Genomic DNA, 18,265 nt, shown 5'->3' with positions numbered 1-18,265 from the left:
GTCGGTCGGCCCGGCAACGGCCGCCGCGCGCGGCCGCCGGCCAGTGGCGGACCCGCGCGCGAGGTGTCGGCTGAACGGCCGCCAATATCAGGCAGCCTGATTCACTGGCCGCAAGCGTGCCTGCCGGTGCGATGGCCGGCGGGTCGTTACGTGTACTTCCGCTTACTCGTGTCTGCCTGGTGCTGCTTACGCGTACATCACGTCCGGATCGCGCCGCGCCGGGTCGTACAGCGCGTCGATCGCCGCCGCGCGGTGCTGCTGCACGGCCGCCTGATTCAGCGAACCCTTGTCGGTCACTTCGCCCAGATCGAGCGACGGCGGCTGGTCCATCAGCCGGATGCGCGCGACAAACGTCGAGCCGCCGGTCGCATGCCGGTTCAGCGCGACGAGCCATGCCGCGAACGCCGCACGTACGGCCGGCGCGCGCAGCACATCGCGCACCGGCGCGTCGGCTGCGAGCCCCGCGAGCGCACGGCACGCGTCGACGCGCGGAAACACGAGCAAGCCGATGTCGTCGCGATTGATCCCGGTGACGACCACGTCCTGCACGTATGGCGCGCCGCTCGACACCGCGTTCGCGCGCAACGGCCCGACGCTGACGAACGTGCCGCTGCTCAGCTTGAAATCCTCGGTCAGCCGCCCGTCGAACAGCAGCCCGAGTTCCGGCCGCGCCGGATCGGCGAAGACGCCCGCGTCGCCGCTGCGGTAATAGCCCTCTTCGTCGAACACGTCGCGCGGATCGGCGTCCGCATGCCAGTAGCCGCGCATCACGTTCGGCCCCTTGAAGCGCAGTTCGAGCTTGCCGCCGCACGGCACGAGCTTCGCGTCGCAGCCGGGCGCGGGCAGCCCGATATAGCCGGCGCGCATCAGCGGCCCCGTCGTGAACAGGCACGACGGCGACGCCTCCGTCATCCCGAGGCCGGCCATGATCCGGATGCGCTCGCCGCAATGCGCCTGGGTCACGCGGTCGAGCCGGTCCCACGCGGCCTGCGACAACCCCGCGCCGCCGAAGAAATACAGCTTCACGCGCGAGAAGAACGTGTCGCGCAGCTCGGCGTCGCGTTCGAGCGCGACGGTCAGCTCTTCCCAGCCCTTCGGCACGTTGAAGTAGATCGTCGGCGCGATCTCGCGCAGGTTGCGCACGGTTTCGTCGAAGCGGCCGGGCACCGGGCGGCCGTCGTCGATGTACAGCGTGCCGCCGTTGTACAGCGCGATGCCGAGGTTGTGACTGCCGCCGAACGTGTGATTCCACGGCAGCCAGTCGACCAGCACCGGCGGCTCGCGCGTGAGTTCGGGCATCGTCTGGCGCAGCATCTGCTGGTTGCTGCACAGCATCCGGTGCGTGGTCGGCACGGCCTTCGGCAGCTTCGTCGAACCGGACGTGAACAGGATCTTCGCGAGATGATCCGGGCCGACCGCCGCATGGATCGCGTCGATCGTGCGCGGTGCGGTGGCGAGCAGGCGTGACAGCGGCACCGCGCGGCTCTTTCCGTCGGCGTCTGCGGCGGCATCGCCGTCGCGTGCGACGATCAGCGCCGCGTCGGCCGGCAACGTCGCGTCGAGCGCACGCGAGAACGGCGCGCGTTCGGCGACGAACACCGCGCCCGGCCGCAGCACGCCGAGCGTGTGGCGCAGCTTGCCGTAGTCGGTCGACACCAGCGAATACGCGGGCGAGATCGGCGAGTACGGCACGCCGGCCAGCATCGCCGCGAACATCAGTTGCAGATGCTCGAGATCGTTGCCGGACAGCACCGCGAGCGGACGCTCGGCCGACAGCCCTAGATCGACGAGGCCCTGCCCGAGTGCGCGGGCGCGTTCGAGCATCTGCGCATAGGTGATCTCGATCCAGCGGCCGTCGGCGCCGCGCCGCGCGGCCAGCACGCGCTCGGGATGCGCTTGCGCACCGCGCACAAGGCAATCGGTCAGGCGTGCCGGATAGTCGCCGAGCGGTTCGCGCGAGCGCAGATACCATGTGCCGCTTTCCGCGCGGCGAATCTCGGCCGCGCCGACCGCGACGGCCGCCGCGCGATAGCGCACGCCGTCGGCGTGTTGGCCGGCCGCAAGCGGCGCCTTCAATGCATTCATCGTCGGCTCGCTCATATCGGGTAATGACGGGGCGTGGTCTGCACGGTGATCCAGCGCAGCTCGGTGAATTCGGCAATCGACGCGCGGCTGCCGAAGCGGCCGTAGCCGCTCGCCTTCGTGCCGCCGAACGGCATCTGCGCTTCGTCGTGCACGGTCGGACCGTTGATGTGGCAGATCCCCGATTCGATCCGGCGCGCGACCGTCATCGCGCGTGCGACGTCGCGGCTGAACACGCTCGCCGACAATCCGAACTCGCTGTCGTTCGCGAGCGCGACGGCTTCGTCGTCGTGGTCCGCCCGCAGGATCGCGACCACCGGCGCGAACGACTCCTCGCGATAGAGCCGCATGTCGCGCGTCACGCCGTCGACGATCGCCGGCTGCATCGTCGCGCCCTCGATCCGGCAGCCGAGCGGCAAGCGTGCGCCGTGCGCACGTGCGTCCTCGACGAGCGACGCGGCACGCGCGGCGGCCGCAGCATCGACCATCGTGCCGAGTGCGTGACCCGCCAGCGGATCGCCGGCCACCAGCGTGCGCGCCTTCTCGCTCAGCCGTTCGACGAGCGCATCGGCGATCGGGCGCGCGGCGATCACGCGCTCGGTCGACATGCAGATCTGCCCCTGGTTGAAGAACGCGCCGAACGCGATCGCGTCGGCCGCCGCATCGACATCCGCATCATCGAGCACGAGCACCGGCGCCTTGCCGCCGAGTTCGAGCAGCACGGGTTTCAGGTGCGCGGCCGCGTGGCGCGCGATGATGCGCCCGACGTGCGTCGATCCGGTGAAGTTGATCCGCTTCACATGCGGATGCGCGATCAGCCGCTCGACGAGCGCCGGCGCATCGGCCGCCGCATGCGTGATCACGTTGACGACACCCGCGCCGAGGCCCGCGTCGTTCAGCACCGCGCCGATCAGCGCGTGCACGCCCGGACACGCTTCGGACGCCTTCAGCACGACCGTGTTGCCGCATGCGAGCGGCATCGCCAGCGCACGCGTGCCGAGGATCACCGGCGCATTCCACGGCGCGATGCCGAGCACCACGCCGCACGGCACGCGCATCGCCAGCGCGAGATTGCCGGGCACGTCGGACGGGATCACGTCGCCGTCGATCTGCGTCGTCATCGACGCGGCCTCGCGCAGCATGTTCGCCGCGAGCGTCACGTTGAAGCCGAGCCAGCCGGGTGTCGCGCCGGTCTCGGCGATGCCGGTCGCGACGATCTCGTCGATGCGCGCGTCCATCAGGTCGGCCGCCTTCAGCAGCCGGCGACGCCGCTCGGTCGGCGCGAGCGCCGCCCATGCGGGAAACGCGCGGTGCGCGGCGTCGATCGCCGCGTCGGCATCGGCCGGGCCGGCCGCCGGCGCGCGCGACGCGAGCGCGCCCGTCGCGGGGTTGAATCGGTCGAAGGTTCGCCCGTCGCGGGCGGTACACCACTCGCCGGCGATCAGCATCCGTCTGTCGGTCATGTCGTCTCCTGCCTTGCCTGTCTCTTGCGGTTGCGTTGGCGGTTTTGTCAGCGCTGTATCAGCGCTTGTATGCCTGCAGGCCCGGCTTGATCGTCTTGTCGTCGAGGAACTGCTTCAACCCCTGCTCTCGGCCGCGCTCCGGATCGCGCAGTTGCGCCTGGTCGAGCTTCGCGTACAGGTAATCCTCGCACTGCTCCCACGTGAGTTCGCGCGAACGCTTGAAGCCGTGTTTCGCCGCGCGCAGCACGACCGGGTTCTTGTCCATCAGCCGTGCGGCGAGCGCGATCGTCGCGTCGCGCAGGCCGGCCAGCGGCACGCTGCTGTTCACGAGGCCCATGGCCGCCGCTTCGACGCCGGTGAACGTGTCGCCGGTCATGATGTAGTGCAGCGCGCGGCGATGCCCGACCGTGTCCGCCATCGCCTTGCTCACCAGGTTGCCCGGCGGGATGCCCCAGTTGATCTCCGACAGCCCGAACACCGCTTCGTCCGCCGCGATCGCGAGGTCGCACGCGACGAGCGGCGAGAACCCGCCGCCGAAGCACCAGCCGTTCACCATCGCGATCGTCGGCTTGTTGTACATCCGCAGACGGCGCCACTGCCATTCCGATGCGTCGCGACGCACCTTTTCCTGCAGCGCGTCGGAACCGCCGTCGATCTCGCGGAAATATTCCTTCAGATCCATGCCGGCCGTCCACGCGGCGCCCGCGCCGGTCAGCACCAGCACCTTCGCTTCGTCGTCGAATTCGATCGCGTCGAGCACGTCCAGCATCTCCCGGTTCAGCGTCGGGCTCATTGCGTTGCGCTTGTCCGGACGGTTCAGCGTCACCCACGCGATGCCGGCCTCCACCTTCACTTCCACGGTCTGCCAGCGATTGTCGTACTTGCTCATGTCGGTTCCTGTCGTTCGTTTCCAGTGCGATTCGGTGCGCAGCGATCCTGCTGCGAACGGCTTCATTTAATATCAGGCTACCTGATATTGCAAGCGGCACGAACGCCGGTGTAAACCCGGAGCGGAAAGCCGAGGACACGATGGAATCGGGGAACGGTCAGGCCACTGGCGACGACAAGGCGCAGCGGAGGCGGGCTGCACGGGCCCACGCGGGCCCGCGCGATGAAGCGTCGGGAAGCGATCAGCCGCGCAGGTTGCGCGAGAACAGTTCGAGCGCGCGCTGCACATGCGCGGCGTCGTCGGCGGAGATGTCACCGAGCATTCGCGTCTCGACGGGGCGCAGCACGGCTTCGCACTCGCGCAGCATCGCCGCGCCTTCGTCGGTCAGCGTCAGCAGGATGATGCGGCCGTGCGACGGGTCGGCTTCGCGCGTGACGAAACCGCGGGCGGCCATCACGCTCATCACCTCGTTAGCCGATTGCGGCGTGATCCACGAGCGCTCGGCCAACTGCGCATTCGACGACGCGCCGCGCGCCTCGAGCACCGACAGCGCCGTGTATTGCGCGAGCGTGATGCCGAGCGGCGCGAGCGCGTCGGTCATATGGCGGCGCAGCAGCCGGTCGAGGCCGCCGATCACGTAGGTCAGGCGCTGCTGCACGCGCGTCTTCGGCTTGTCGCCCGTCGCGCGGGCGGCGCTTTTCGCGGCTTTCTTCACGGCGCCTGCCGTGGCGCTCGTCGCGGCGTTTTTCGGATTCGCGGGCTTGGTCGGTGCGGAACTCATGGTGCGGGCGGGATGGAATTGCGCGCCATCTTACCAGCACGTCGGGGGGCGAACGCATAGTCGCGACATCACTCCCAGCATACCTCCATGTGCTCAGTTGCCTCGTATAAGTACGAAATTATCGGTCGGCACACTAATTAAATTACCAAAAACAATCGATTCTCATCTTGAAAATGGTTCGGCACTTCGTGACGGGGTAAAAAAACAGCTTCATTCCAACCATCACAGGGTGGAGTGACTGCGATACCTGAACCAACAAGGATCAACATGGAACGGGAGTTTCGTTAATTATTAAATATTACAGAATAATCCATTAATCGATTGATGAAATCCATTTATTACTGGCGCAAAAAATCCTTACTATAAGCCACAAAAAGGTTTGCTAGGATCAGAGTTAAAGAAGTACGAGGGTGTACAAGGATGCATCCCGTTTGAGACTCAAAACACTGTATCAATCGATAGACTAGCCCCGGGCGAAAAACCGCCGCCCGATTCCGCCTACCAAATGGGATTGGATTCGCGCCCGACTACCTTTATTTTAATTATGGAAATTGTGTGCAAAAGAAAGGCCCCCGAACCTTCACAAGCCGGGGGCTTTCGTTTTTCTGCGTCACTTCGGGTTGTGCCGGTGCTTCGTCCACGGAGGTAGCCGCATCTACAGCCCGGCAGCGGCTTCTGTCGTGTCATCCGGCGCCGAAGTATCGAGAGCTCGACGGCGGTTTGTTCCGGCCTACGGTTGCGGAGGGCAGATTTGTGTATAAGACGATGCTTTGAGCCTGGTCGATGGATGTGGCCGGAGGAATATGCGAAGCAGCTGTGAACGGGGAAAGGATGACCTTGCGTCACGTCGGCGTTACGCATTCCGCGATCACGTTTTCCGCGCGGCATTCATGCCGCGGATGCGGCGCGCCTGAATTCCGCTAAGAAAGACGACGGCTGATCAGCCCCGTTCAAGGCCCATCTTTCGTACAACCCGGATCTTTGCCTGCAGCCGATAGAACCTGCCGTCCACACCCGCCATTCATCCAGGACATGTCCCAGCAAATCTCGCGGTCGCCAACCCCGCATGGCCCGTCTGCGCGACGAACACGCCACCGGCATCGGCATCGCTCGCCAGCGCGTCGTCGCTCAACCCGATGCGCGCACTCGTCACGTACAACCGACCTTCCCCATCGATCGCCACGCAGCTCGGCTGCGCCGTCGGCACCGCCACGCGCGCCGTTTCGACACCGTCCGGCCCGTAGCGCACGACCCGCCGGCCGCCCCACTGCGCATTCCACAGCCCGCCGTCGCGGTCCATCGTCGAGCCGTCCGGATCGCCGTCCGCGTCGGTGAGCCGCGCGAACAGCCGCACGTTGGCAACATCGCCGCCCGCGCGGTAATCGCACACGAAAATCTCGCGCACCATCGAATCGCAGAAGTACATCTTCGAACCGTCCGGCGAGAACGCGATGCTGTTCGCGATCGCGGCAGCCGGCAATGCAAGCCGTTCGAGCGTAAGGTCCGGATTGAGCCGATAGAACCCGCCGATCGCGCACGGCGGATCGCCGCCTTCGTCCTTCATCCCGAACACGAACGCGCCGAACGGATCGCAGCGGCCGTCGTTCAGCCGCGTCGGCAGATCCGGCTCGACATCGACGATGCGCGTGAACGCGCCGCTGCGCAGATCGAAGAACGCGAGATGCGTCGCGAACCCGACGAGCAGCACGTCCGGCTCGTTCGTCAGCGCAAAGCACGCCAGCCGCTCCGGCATCGGCCATTGCGCGAGGGCCGAGCCGTCCGCGCGGCAGCGCCACAGGCGCGCGCCTTCGATATCCGTCCAGTACAGCGCGTGCGTCGCGTCGCACCACGTCGCGCCTTCGCCGAGCGTGTTGCGGCTGTCTACGAGCAGCGCCGCCGCGCCCGGACTAGTCTGTTGCATGCCGTCTCCCGATATCTGTCGCTTTCGCGGGCGGCGCGTTGGTCAGATCTTCATCGCGCGCCGCTGGTTGCGACGATACTGGTCGAACAGCACGGCAAGCAACAGAATTCCGCCGCGTATCAGATATTGGTAAAAGGTCGGCACGTTCAGGAGGCTCATCGCGTCCTGCACCGCGCCCATGATCAGCACGCCGACCAGCACGCCGGAGATCGTCGCGACGCCGCCCGTCAGCGACACGCCGCCGAGCACGCATGCGGAGATCACGCCGAGCTCGAGGCCGACCGACGTCTTCGGGTCGCCTAGGCTCATCCGCGACGCGAGCATCACGCCGGCGAAACCGGTCACGAGCCCCTGCAGCACGAACACGGCGATCTTGATGCGCATCACCGGCAGCCCGGCGAGCAACGCGGCCTCGCCGTTGCCGCCCACAGCCAGCACGTTCTTGCCGAACACCGTCTTGCGCAGCAGGAAGCCGAACACGACGAAGCCGACGATGTTGCTCCAGATCGGAAACGAGATGCCGAGGAACGAACCGGAGCCGAGTTCGAAGAAGCGCTCCTCGGAGATCATCACCGCGTCGCCATTCGACGTGATGAACGCGAGACCGCGCACGACTTCCATCATCGCGAGCGTGACGATCAGCGAATTGATCCGCCAGCGCGCGATCAGCACGCCGTTCACGAGCCCGACCGCGCCACCCGCGAGGATGCCGGCCGCGGTGCCGAACAGGACGCTGTGTGTCGCGGTGATCAGCGTCGATGCGACGACGCCCGAGAACGCGACGATCGACGCGACCGACAGGTCGACCTCGCCGAGCGCGAGCACGAACATCATCGTCACCGCGATCGAGCCGATCAGCGTGACCGACAGCAGCAGGCCCTGGATGTTGCGCGGCGTGAGGAAGTCCGGCACGGTCGCCGACAGCACCGCGAACAGCACCAGGAACACCATCACGATGCCGGAGCGGTTGATCAGTTGCCACACGCCGCCGCGGGCGCGCGCGGGCGCGACGGCGGCATCGGAGGACGGGGAAGTGCGTTGGGGTTGCATGGCCTGGCTCATATCGATTGCATTCCGGTTGACTGCACGCCGCTCAGCGCGGCAGCGCGAGCTTGATCAGCGTGTCGGGCGTCGCCTGCGCCTTCGCGACTTCGCCCGCGATCCGTCCTTCCTTCATCACGACGATGCGGTCCGACACGCCGATCACCTCGGCCAGATCGCTCGACACGATGATCACGGTGCGGCCCGCTTCCGCGAGTTCGTAGAACAGGTTGTAGATTTCCGCGCGCGCGCCGACGTCGATGCCGCGCGTGGGCTCGTCCATCAGGAACACGTCGATGCGCTCGGCCAGCCAGCGCGCGAGCACGACCTTCTGCTGGTTGCCGCCCGACAGCGCGCCGATCGGCGTGTCGCCGTCGCGGGTCTTGATCGCGAGCCGCTCGATATATTTCTGCGCGAGCTCGCGTTCGCGCCGCGCGTCGAGCAGCACGCGCGCCAGGCTGAAATGGCGGCGCGCGCTGATGTTCAGGTTGTCGGCCACCGACGCGATCGCAACGATGCCTTCCTGCTTGCGATCTTCCGGGCACAGCGCGATGCCGGCGCGCACCGCGTGCCGCGGACTCGCGAACGCGACGCGCTTGCCACCGAGCTCGACGTGGCCGCCGCTCGGCCGCGCCGCGCCATACAGCAGCTTCATCAGCTCCGAGCGGCCCGCGCCGACGAGCCCGAAGAACCCGACGATCTCGCCGCGCCGCGCGGCGAACGACACCGGTTCGGACAGGCCCGGCCCGATCAGCCCCTTCGCCTCGATCAGCACGTCGCCGGCCGCGCGCGGCCGGTAGCCGTACACGTCCTCGATCGAGCGGCCGACCATGCAGCCGATCAGCCGGTCGCGGTCCAGGTCGGCGACCGATTCGAACGTCTCGATCCGCCGGCCGTCGCGAAACACCGTCACGCGATCGCACAGCGCGTCGACTTCCTCCATCCGGTGCGTGACGTAGATGATCGCGCGGCCTTCCGCGCGCAGCGAACGGATGATCCGGAACAGCTGCGTCGTTTCGCGCGCGGACAGCGAACTCGTCGGTTCGTCGAAGGCGATCACGCGCGCGTCGCGCATCAGTGCCTTGCCGATCTCGATCATCTGGCGCTGTCCGATCGACAGATACTTGACCGGGGTATCCGGATCGATGTGCTCGCCGAGCCGCTCCAGCGCATCGAGCGCCCGCACGGCGAGCGCACGTTCGTCGACCACGCCGAGCCGGCTCGGCAGTTGCCCGAGCATCAGGTTTTCCGCGACCGTCAGCTCGGGTACCAGATGCAGTTCCTGGTAGATGATCGCGATGCCGGCCTCGAGCGCGGCGCGTGTCGACGCGAAGCGCTGCACCGTGCCGTTCAGCGTCAGCGTGCCGGCCTGCGGCTGGTTCACGCCCGACAGCACCTTCAGCAGCGTCGATTTCCCCGCGCCGTTCTCGCCCATCAGGCCGTGCACTTCGCCCGCGCGCACCGCCAGCGACACGCCATCGAGCGCGCGCACGCCCGGAAACGTCACCGTGATGCCGTCGAGCGCGAGCAGCGCACCGCCCGGCGCCGGCTTACCGGCGCCGGCTTGCGCGGCGGCGTCGTTGCCGGACACGGCCGTCATCGTCTGCATCGTCATCGCGTCGTCGCCCCGCACGCTCAGATGCCGAGCTCGGCGCGCACGGCCTGCCAGTTCGCGCGCGTCATCAGCTTGCCGCTCGTCTGCGTGTCGGCCGGCGGCATCTTGCCGTTGCGGATCCAGTCGACGAGGTTCTGCGTGCTCTCCTTGCCGTGGTTCGTCGAGCTGACCGCGATCGTCCCGTAGAAGCCGGTCGGCTCCTTCTTCTGGAATTCGGCGAACGCCTCGCCCGCGCCGTTGATGCCGACGCCGATCACGTCGGCTGCCGGGATGTGCAGCTGCTCGGTCGCGCGCACCGCGCCGAGCACGGTTTCCTCGTTCAGCGCGTAGACCACCCACTTCTTCACGTTGGGATGGCGCGCGAGCACGGGCGCGGCCGCACTGAAGCCGCCTTCGTCGTCGGTCGTCTTCTGCGGCGCGTCGAAGATGTTCTCTTGGCGGAAGCCGTTCGCCAGCAGCGCCTGCGTCGCGCCGTCAGTGCGCAGCTTCGCGGTCGGCAGCTCGTAGTTGGTGATGCGCAGTGCGCCGACTTCTTCCGGCTTCCAGCCGCGCCGCTTCATCTCGTCTGCGATCGCCTGGCCGACCTGGTTGCCGATCTTGGTCGCCGACATCCCGAGGTGCGGCACGTTCGGCAGCGGCTTGCCGGTCGAGTCGACGAGCTGGTCGTCGACCGTCACGAACTTCATGTTGTAGCGCTTCGCGCGCGCGGCGATCGCCGGCCCGAGGCGCACGTCGGGCGCGCAGATCACGAAGCCCTGCGCGCCTTGCGAGCCGAGATTGTCGATCGCGGCCAGCACCCTCTCGCCGTCCGGCGTGCCGATCTTCACGACCGAGAAGTTCTCCTTCTGGCCGAGCGCCGACGCGGCATTCTGCTCGTTGATGAACCATGCCTGCTCGGGCATCTTCACCAGGAAGCCGATCCTCAGCGGCGCGTCGGCGTGCGCGGCGCCCTGCGTCCCGAGGGGAGCGATGCAAAGCGCGGCGAGCAGCGCGCGCAGGGTGTGTCGGCGAATCGTGCGGTTCATGCGGTGTCTCCTTGTATTGGCTTGGGTCTTCAACATGCTTCATGCGCGGCCGCGCTCGCAATGGAGCGCGCCGGCACGTTGTCAGCGGCCGAACGCGTCCGTCCCGACGCGCCGCCCGAACAGGAACGCGTCGGCGACGAGCCGCAGCGGCCGGACGTCGACGTCGCTTTCGCCGCGCGCGATCAACGCGTGGAAGTGTGCATACAGCGCCGGATACTCGCGCTCGGACCCGATCTCGACCGGTGCGCCGTCGATCGACAACTGCGCGCCGCCGCGGCTGATCGCGAGCACGCCGTCCGACGTGTCGACCGCGATTTCCCATTGCTCGACGGGGCCGTGGCGCCAGTCGAATTCCGCATGCACGGGCACGCCCTCCGTATCCGCGCAATCGAGCTCGGCCGCGATCGGCATCTGCGCGTCGCTCGGCACATAGAGCGTCGCTTCGCGCAGCACGAGCTCGCGCGGCAGGATCCGCGTGACGATCGACAGCGCGTTGATGCCGGGATCGAACACGCCGAGGCCGCCGGGCTCCCAGATCCACTGCTGCCCCGGATGCCAGCGCCGCACGTCCTCTTTCCAGCGCACCTGCACCGCGCGGATCGTGCGCGTCGCGAGCCACGCGCGCGCGGGTTCGACCGCGCTCGCGCAGCGCGAATGCCAGGTCGCGAACAACGTAAGGCCGCGTTCGCGCGCGAGCGCGTCCAGCACGGCCACTTCACCGAGCGTCGCGCCCGGCGGCTTTTCGAGCATCACATGCTTGCCGGCTTCGAGCGCGGCGCGCGCCTGCGCATAGCGCACCTGCGGCGGCGCGCACAGCGACACCGCGTCGAGTTCGCGTTCGGCAGCCAGCAGCGCGCCCAGGTCCGGATAGTTGCGCACGCCGGCCACTTCCGCGTGACGGCTCGCACAGGCGCTCAACACGAAGCCCGGCTCGGCGGCGATCGCCGGCAGATGCTGGTCACGCGCGATCTTGCCGATCCCGATCACGCCCAGCGAAAACACCTTGCTCATCTGTGTTCCTCCTTCGCCACTCGCTCAGCGCGCCCAGCGCAGCACGAGCGGATCGAGCCGGCGCGCGATCGCGATCAGTTCGGCGCGCGTGTCCGGATGCAGCTCAGGCATCGGATGCCGCGGCCGCTCGCACGCGATCACGCCGCCTTCGCGCATCAGCGCCTTCGCGGTCAGGATCCCGGACTGACGATTCTCGTGATTGATCAGCGGCAGCCACCTCTGGTAATGCGCGAACGCATCGTCGTGCCGCCCTTCGCGGAACGCGTCGAGGATCGGCCGGATGCCGTCCGGAAATCCGCCGCCCGTCATCGCGCCGGTCGCGCCCGCATGCAGGTCGGCAAGCAGCGTGATCGCCTCTTCGCCGTCCCACGGCCCCTCGATCGCGTCGCCGCCGAGCCGGATCAGCTCGCGCAGCTTGTTCGCCGCACCCGGCGTCTCGATCTTGAAGTACGCGACCTGCTCGATGTCGCGCGCCATCCGTGCAAGGAACGGCGCGGCCAGCGCGGTGCCGCTCGCGGGCGCGTCCTGGATCAGGATCGGGATGGAGATCGCGTCGGACACGCGGGCGTAGAAATCGAAGATCTGCGTTTCCGGCACGCGGAACGTCGCACCGTGATACGGCGGCATCGCCATCACCATCGCCGCGCCGAGCTGCTGCGCGCGCAAGCTGCGCGCCGCGCAGACCTGCGTGCTGTAGTGCGACGTCGTGACGATCACCGGCACGCGGCCGGCGACGTGTTCGAGGATCGTGCGCGTGAGCACGTCGCGCTCGTCGTCGGTGACCGCGAATTGCTCGGAGAAGTTCGCGAGGATGCACAGCCCGTCCGAGCCCGCGTCGATCATGAAATCGACCGCGTGCTTCTGGCTCGCGAGATCGAGCTCGCCGGTATCGGAAAACGTCGTCGGGACGACGGGGAAGATGCCGCGATAACGCGGCGTGCTGCTCGATGTCATGGTTCGCGTCCTGCGTCGGCCCCGATGCGAGGCCATCATGCGTTCACGGGTTTCACAACTTGACGATGCGCGAGCCGATGCCCTCGCGCGGCCGCGGCGCACGTTGCGCCGCCCGGCCGCTCAATGCGAATGGCTCGGCACATCCGCGCCGCGCGTGCCGACCAGGAAGTCGAGGTCGCATCCCTCGTCCGCCTGCAGCACGTGGTCGATATACAGCCGCGCGTAGCCGCCCTTGCCCATCTGCCCGGCCACGCCCGGCGCCGCGGCCGGATCGACGTCCGACAGGCGGCGCTGCAGTTCGTCGTCCGTAATGTCGAGATGCAGCAGGCCGGCCTCGCAGTCGAGTTCGATCCAGTCGCCGTTGCGCACTGCGGCGAGCGGGCCGCCGGCGGCCGCTTCCGGCGCGACGTGCAGCACCACCGTGCCGTATGCGGTGCCGCTCATCCGCGCATCCGAGATGCGCACCATGTCCTTCACGCCCTGGCGCAGCAGCTTCGGCGGCAGCCCCATGTTGCCGACTTCGGCCATCCCCGGATAACCGCGCGGTCCGCAGTTCTTCAGCACCAGCACCGAACCGGCATCGACGTCGAGCGCTTCGTCGTTGATCGTCGCCTTGTAATGGTCCAGGTTCTCGAACACCACCGCGCGGCCGCGATGCTTGAGCAATTCCGGACTCGCCGCCGACGGCTTGAGCACCGCGCCGCGCGGCGCGAGATTGCCGCGCAGGATGCAGATCCCGCCGTCCGCGATCAGCGGCCGGTCGAGCGGGCGGATCACCTCGTCGTCGTAGTTCGGCGCTTCGCGCACGTTGTCCCACAGCGACTTGCCGTTTACCGTCAGCGCGTCGGGGTGCGGCAGCAGCCCGCCCTCGCCGAGCCGGCGCAGCACGGCCGGCAGGCCGCCCGCGTAATAGAACTCCTCCATCAGGAAGCGCCCGGACGGCATCAGGTCGACGATCGTCGGCGTGTCGCGGCCGATGCGCATCCAGTCCTCGAGTTCCAGCGGCACGCCGATGCGGCCCGCGATCGCCTTCAGGTGGATCACCGCATTGGTCGACCCGCCGATCGCCGCGTTCGCACGGATCGCGTTCTCGAACGCGGCGCGCGTCAGGACCTTCGACAGCACGAGCCCTTCGAGCGCCATCTCGACGATACGGATGCCCGACATGTGCGCGAGCACGTAGCGGCGCGAATCGACAGCCGGAATCGCCGCGTTGTGCGGCAACGCGACGCCGAGCGCCTCGGCCATGCACGCCATCGTCGATGCAGTGCCCATCGTGTTGCAGGTGCCGGCCGAGCGCGACATCCCGGCTTCGGCGGACAGAAAGTGATGCAGGTCGATCTCGCCGGCCTTCAACGATTCGTGCAGTTGCCACACGGCCGTGCCCGAGCCGATGTTCCGGCCTTCGAGCTTGCCGTTCAGCATCGGGCCGCCCGACACGACGATCGCCGGCACGTCGCAGCTCGCCGCGCCCATCAGCAACGCCGGGGTCGTCTTGTCGCAGCCGGCGAGCAGCACAACCGCATCGATCGGGTTGCCGCGGATCGCTTCCTCGACGTCCATCGACGCCAGGTTGCGCGTGAGCATCGCCGACGGCCGCAGGTTCGATTCGCCGTTCGAGAACACCGGGAACTCGACCGGAAAGCCGCCCGCCTCGAAGATGCCGCGCTTCACGTGCTCGGCGAGCTTGCGGAAGTGCGCGTTGCACGGCGTCAGTTCGGACCACGTATTGCAGATGCCGATGATCGGCCGACCGTCGAATTCGTGATCGGGAATGCCCTGGTTCTTCATCCAGCTCCGGTACATGAAGCCGTTCTTGTCGTTCGTGCCGAACCATTGCGCGGAGCGCAGCCTGGGTTTTGTTGCCGACATCGTCAGTCCTGTGGTGACGGGATACCGACGCAGTCTAGGGAGAATTTTGATAACTCGCCAATGACGTTTTAGGCGATTACGATATCGATTCCGATATCGATATAAACCCGTACGATGAGCGAAGCCAGCCCGTGGGGAAACCGCAGCCGCCTGAAGACGCGCCAGTTGCTGCTGGTCGTCGCGCTCGCCGACGAAGGCAGCATTCATCGCGCGGCGGCCGCACTGAACATGACGCAGCCGGCCGCGTCGAAGCTGCTGCGCGAGCTGGAGGAATCGATCGGCGCGGTGCTGTTCGAACGGCTGCCGCGCGGGATGCGGCCGACGCTGTATGGCGACGCGCTGATCCGCCATGCGCGCGCGGCGCTCGGCAGCCTCGACCAGGCGCGCGAGGAACTGGCCGCGCTCAAGGCCGGCCATCTCGGGCATGTGGCGGTGGGCGCGATCACGTCGCCGGGGCTGCGGCTCGTGCCGCCGGCCGTCGCGGCCGTGAAAGGAACGCACGCGAACGTGCGGGTGTCCGTCGCGATCGACACGAGCAACGCGCTGCTCGAACACCTCGCGCAGGACAAGCTCGACATCGTGCTCGGCCGGCTGTCCGCCGAACACGACAAGCTGCACCTGCGCTACGAGCCGCTGACCGGCGAGCCGGTCGCCGCGGTCGTGCGGCCCGGCCATCCGCTGCTCGCGCAGGCGCCGCTGTCGCTCGCCGACGTCCAGCGCGCCGCGTGGGTGATGCCGCCTGCCGGCAGCGTGCTGCGCCATCGCTTCGAGCTGGTGTTCCAGCGCGCCAGCCTCGCGCCGCCCGCGAACGTCGTCGAGACGGCCGCGCTGCTTTTCATTACGCAGCTGATCGAGCAGAGCGACATGATCGCGGTGCTGGCGGAGGACGTCGCGCGGTACTACGCGCGACACGGGATCGTTACCGTGCTGCCGCTGGAGATGGATTGCCGGATGGACGATTTCGGGATCATCACGCGCACCGACCGGCTGCCTTCGCCGGCCGTCGCGGTGATGGCCGATGCGATCCGCGCGGCCGCGCGGGACGTCTACGGAATCGAACTGTAACGATGCACGGGAAGGCGCGCCCGTGCGGCGCGCGCGCCGGTCGAAGCCGAACGGCACGCAGGCGGCTGCGCCCGCGCGCCGCTTACACCCAGGGCGCCGCGAGCCCTTCCGTCCTCAGCGCCCGCTGGATCGCCGGGCGCGCGAGCACCTGCCGCAGATAGCCGCCGAGCCCCGGACGCTGCCGCGCCGGCTCGGCGAAGCCGCGCGTCCAGCGGCACAGCATCAGTGCATACGGGTCGAGCACCGTATAGTGCGCGCCGAGCAGCCAGGGGCCGCCGCTTGCGTCGAGCTGCGACTCAAGCTGATCCAGCAGCGTCGCCACCTTCGCCTCCGCATGCGCCTTCACCTGCGCGGCCCCCGACGCGTTGCCCGCATCGACCCACCGCTCCGGATAGAAATACGCGATCAGCGTCGCCTGAAGCGTGTTGGTGAGCCACGTCAGCCACGTGTAGAAGCGCGCACGCTCCGGCGTGCCGAGGTCCGGCGCAAGCCGCTGCTCCGGATGCGTGTCGGCAAGATGCAGACAGATTGCGGCCGTCTCGTACAGCACCAGATCGCCGTCGACCAGCACCGGAATGAGCCCGTTCGGATTGAGCGCGAGATATTCGGGCGACTTGTGCTGGTCGCGCGTGCGGTCGACCCACACCAGCTCGAACGGCTTGCCGATTTCTTCCAGCACGAAATGCGGCGCCATGCTTGCGTTGCTCGGGTAGTAGAAGAGCTTCAACGTCGTCCCCCTTGCGTGCGTCACGCCGCAGCGAATTCGATCACCGGCTCGCACCGGATCGGGAAATTGACGGAGTTCGCCACGTAGCACTTCGCATGCGCCGCGTGATGCAGCCGCTCCGCCAGTTCGCGATCGTCGCCGGCGCGAATCGTCACGCGCGGGTGCAGCACGATTTCGGTGAAACGCCCTTGCTCGGTGCTGTCGAGCATCGTGCCTTCGGCCTCGTCGACGTACGCGAGCACGCGGATCCCCGCATCCGAGCATAGATGCAGATACCAGAGCTTGTGGCATGCCGACGCCGACGCCAGCAGCAGGTCCTCCGGATTCCAGCGCGCCGCATCGCCGCGAAACGCGGCATCCGACGAGCCGGGAATGTCCGGCTTCGACCCCGCGCGGATCACATGATCGCGGCCATAGTCGCGATACCCCGACGTGCCGGTTCCCCGGTTGCCGGTCCACTCCACTGTCACGCCGTACTTGTGTTCGCCATGCGCCATCCCGCTCTCCTCTGCTATCGGAACGTGAGGTCGCCATTGTGGCACCTGAATGTCGTTTGGTATACCATTATTCCAAATTCAGGAGCCCAGAGGCATGGAAGCCAGACTCGATTCCACGGCAGACGCGGTGGCCGCATCGCTGCGGGAAATGATCATCAACGGCGAACTGCAGGCAGGCGAGCGGCTCGTCGAGCGCGATCTTGCCGAACGTTTCGGGATCAGCCGGATTCCGATGCGCGAGGCGATCCAGCGCCTTGAGCGCGAAGGGCTGCTGGACATCTTCCGCAATCGCGGCGCGGTCGTCCGGATGCTGAGCGCGTCCGACGTGCAGGAGATCTACGACATGCGCGCGCTGCTCGAAGGCGATGCGATCTTCCGCAGCGTGAAGCGGCTCGACGACGAGACGCTGGCGCGCGCCGAGCTCGTGCACCGGCTGCTCGGCGAATCGGGCGTGCCGCGCCGGCAAGGCGAGCTGAACCGCGAGTTCCATGCGCTGCTGTATTCGTGCTGCGGCAACGAGCGGCAGCTGAAGGCGATCGCGGAACTACGCAGCCAGGTCGAGCGGTACGAGCGGTTGCAGGCGACGCTGCTCGCCGATACGCCATCGTTCCAGGTCGAGCACGAAGACATCCTGCAAGCGTGCCGCGAACGCAATGCACGCGGTGCTCGCGCGATGACGGTCGCGCATCTCGAATCGGCGCGACGGATCGTGATGCGGCTCGTCGAAGGCGAATGAGGCCCGCACCCAATCCGGCCCGGGACTCCGGTTCCGTGCAGTGGCCGGTGACCAGCGCCATTCGCCGCTTCGCCGCTTCGCCGGTTGCGCCCCACGCCGGCAAACCACGCCACGTCCGGTGTCGCGCGGCGCGGCCGCCCGCGACGTCTAGGCCGTCGTGCGCGGCCCCGGCGCCGCGCCCGTCGTCCCCCGCACCACCAACCTCGGCAACGACGCCGTCCGCACCCGCGACACCTCGTCGACCTGCCCGCCCGCCTCGCGCAACGCATTGAGCAGTTCGACCGCGAGCCCCGCCGCCTCGGCGGTCGGGATCGCGACGGTCGTCAACGTCGGACGCGTGTCGCTTGCCAGATGAATGTCGGTAATGCCGACGATCGACAGGTCGTCCGGCACGCGCCTGGCGCGCTCGGCCGCCGCGTGCACTGCGCCGATCGCCGGCACGTCCTTGGTCTCCACCCCCCCCGCCAGCCCCCGATCCCGATCCACCAGGCCGCCCGGCTCACGCACGCCCCCGCCGAACCCACCCGGCCCCGCCCCCCCCCCCCCCCCCGCCCCCCCGCCCCGCCCCCGCCCCCCCCCCCCCGCC

The 18,265-nt window shown here is 68.0% G+C and carries 16 protein-coding genes; 2 read left to right on the top strand and 14 right to left on the bottom strand.

Translation table 11 applies throughout. The annotated features are described in order from the left end of the window. Window positions 1–186 precede the first annotated feature (186 nt). From J7024_RS24635 to J7024_RS24585, 11 genes are all read right to left on the bottom strand, one after another. The gene (locus J7024_RS24635; protein WP_175795808.1) at window positions 187–2,100 is read right to left on the bottom strand and encodes a feruloyl-CoA synthase; all 1,914 of its coding nucleotides are present in this window, start codon (window positions 2,098–2,100) and stop codon (window positions 187–189) included. Next, window positions 2,097–3,545 (bottom strand): aldehyde dehydrogenase, encoded by a 1,449-nt coding sequence (locus J7024_RS24630; RefSeq protein WP_124826750.1) that lies wholly within the window; start codon window positions 3,543–3,545, stop codon window positions 2,097–2,099. The genes J7024_RS24635 and J7024_RS24630 overlap by 4 nt, the downstream gene beginning before the upstream one ends. A 58-nt stretch (window positions 3,546–3,603) precedes the next feature. Further along, window positions 3,604–4,434 carry a p-hydroxycinnamoyl CoA hydratase/lyase gene (locus J7024_RS24625; RefSeq protein ID WP_124826751.1) on the bottom strand — a complete coding sequence of 277 codons (831 nt, stop codon included), beginning with the start codon at window positions 4,432–4,434 and terminating at the stop codon, window positions 3,604–3,606. Between the two features lie 241 nt (window positions 4,435–4,675). Further along, the gene (locus J7024_RS24620; protein WP_234745557.1) at window positions 4,676–5,215 is read right to left on the bottom strand and encodes a MarR family winged helix-turn-helix transcriptional regulator; all 540 of its coding nucleotides are present in this window, start codon (window positions 5,213–5,215) and stop codon (window positions 4,676–4,678) included. Window positions 5,216–6,236: 1,021 nt separating this feature from the next. After that, window positions 6,237–7,136 (bottom strand): SMP-30/gluconolactonase/LRE family protein, encoded by a 900-nt coding sequence (locus J7024_RS24615; RefSeq protein WP_124826752.1) that lies wholly within the window; start codon window positions 7,134–7,136, stop codon window positions 6,237–6,239. 42 nt (window positions 7,137–7,178) lie between these two features. Further along, the gene (araH, locus tag J7024_RS24610) at window positions 7,179–8,198 is read right to left on the bottom strand and encodes an L-arabinose ABC transporter permease AraH (RefSeq protein WP_124826753.1); all 1,020 of its coding nucleotides are present in this window, start codon (window positions 8,196–8,198) and stop codon (window positions 7,179–7,181) included. 31 nt (window positions 8,199–8,229) lie between these two features. Continuing rightward, window positions 8,230–9,792: an L-arabinose ABC transporter ATP-binding protein AraG gene (araG, locus tag J7024_RS24605; RefSeq protein ID WP_124826754.1), complete on the bottom strand. Its 1,563-nt coding sequence runs from the start codon at window positions 9,790–9,792 to the stop codon at window positions 8,230–8,232. A gap of 20 nt (window positions 9,793–9,812) precedes the next feature. Next, window positions 9,813–10,817, bottom strand: a complete 1,005-nt coding sequence (locus tag J7024_RS24600; protein WP_234745556.1) for an arabinose ABC transporter substrate-binding protein — start codon at window positions 10,815–10,817, stop codon at window positions 9,813–9,815. A gap of 81 nt (window positions 10,818–10,898) precedes the next feature. After that, window positions 10,899–11,828 carry a Gfo/Idh/MocA family protein gene (locus tag J7024_RS24595; RefSeq protein WP_124826756.1) on the bottom strand — a complete coding sequence of 310 codons (930 nt, stop codon included), beginning with the start codon at window positions 11,826–11,828 and terminating at the stop codon, window positions 10,899–10,901. A gap of 24 nt (window positions 11,829–11,852) precedes the next feature. Next, a complete protein-coding gene (locus J7024_RS24590; protein WP_124826757.1) occupies window positions 11,853–12,782 on the bottom strand; it encodes a dihydrodipicolinate synthase family protein in 930 nt (309 codons plus the stop codon). 120 nt (window positions 12,783–12,902) lie between these two features. Further along, window positions 12,903–14,654, bottom strand: coding sequence for an IlvD/Edd family dehydratase (locus J7024_RS24585; RefSeq protein ID WP_124826758.1), 1,752 nt, complete (start codon window positions 14,652–14,654; stop codon window positions 12,903–12,905). Window positions 14,655–14,768: 114 nt separating this feature from the next. On the opposite strand from J7024_RS24585, the gene J7024_RS24580 reads away from it, so the two are divergent. Beyond that, the gene (locus J7024_RS24580) at window positions 14,769–15,719 is read left to right on the top strand and encodes a LysR family transcriptional regulator (protein WP_175770261.1); all 951 of its coding nucleotides are present in this window, start codon (window positions 14,769–14,771) and stop codon (window positions 15,717–15,719) included. 82 nt (window positions 15,720–15,801) lie between these two features. Here J7024_RS24580 and J7024_RS24575 read toward each other — a convergent pair whose 3' ends face one another. Then, window positions 15,802–16,446, bottom strand: coding sequence for a glutathione S-transferase family protein (locus J7024_RS24575; protein WP_268838409.1), 645 nt, complete (start codon window positions 16,444–16,446; stop codon window positions 15,802–15,804). A 20-nt stretch (window positions 16,447–16,466) separates the two neighbouring features. Further along, window positions 16,467–16,943 (bottom strand): OsmC family protein, encoded by a 477-nt coding sequence (locus J7024_RS24570; protein WP_234745555.1) that lies wholly within the window; start codon window positions 16,941–16,943, stop codon window positions 16,467–16,469. Window positions 16,944–17,037: 94 nt separating this feature from the next. Between J7024_RS24570 and J7024_RS24565 the strand changes: the two genes are divergently transcribed. Next, window positions 17,038–17,679 (top strand): GntR family transcriptional regulator, encoded by a 642-nt coding sequence (locus J7024_RS24565; RefSeq protein WP_124826761.1) that lies wholly within the window; start codon window positions 17,038–17,040, stop codon window positions 17,677–17,679. 147 nt (window positions 17,680–17,826) lie between these two features. On the opposite strand, the gene J7024_RS24560 is transcribed toward J7024_RS24565, so the two are convergent. After that, window positions 17,827–18,265: substrate-binding domain-containing protein (locus tag J7024_RS24560; RefSeq protein WP_442861910.1), on the bottom strand; the 439-nt coding region annotated here is incomplete at its 5' end.

The organism is Burkholderia sp. WTPI3 (genome assembly GCF_021483755.1).
Taxonomy (GTDB): domain Bacteria; phylum Pseudomonadota; class Gammaproteobacteria; order Burkholderiales; family Burkholderiaceae; genus Burkholderia.
Note: the sequence above shows the minus strand (reverse complement) of the source record. Positions and strands in the feature narration are given on the sequence as shown.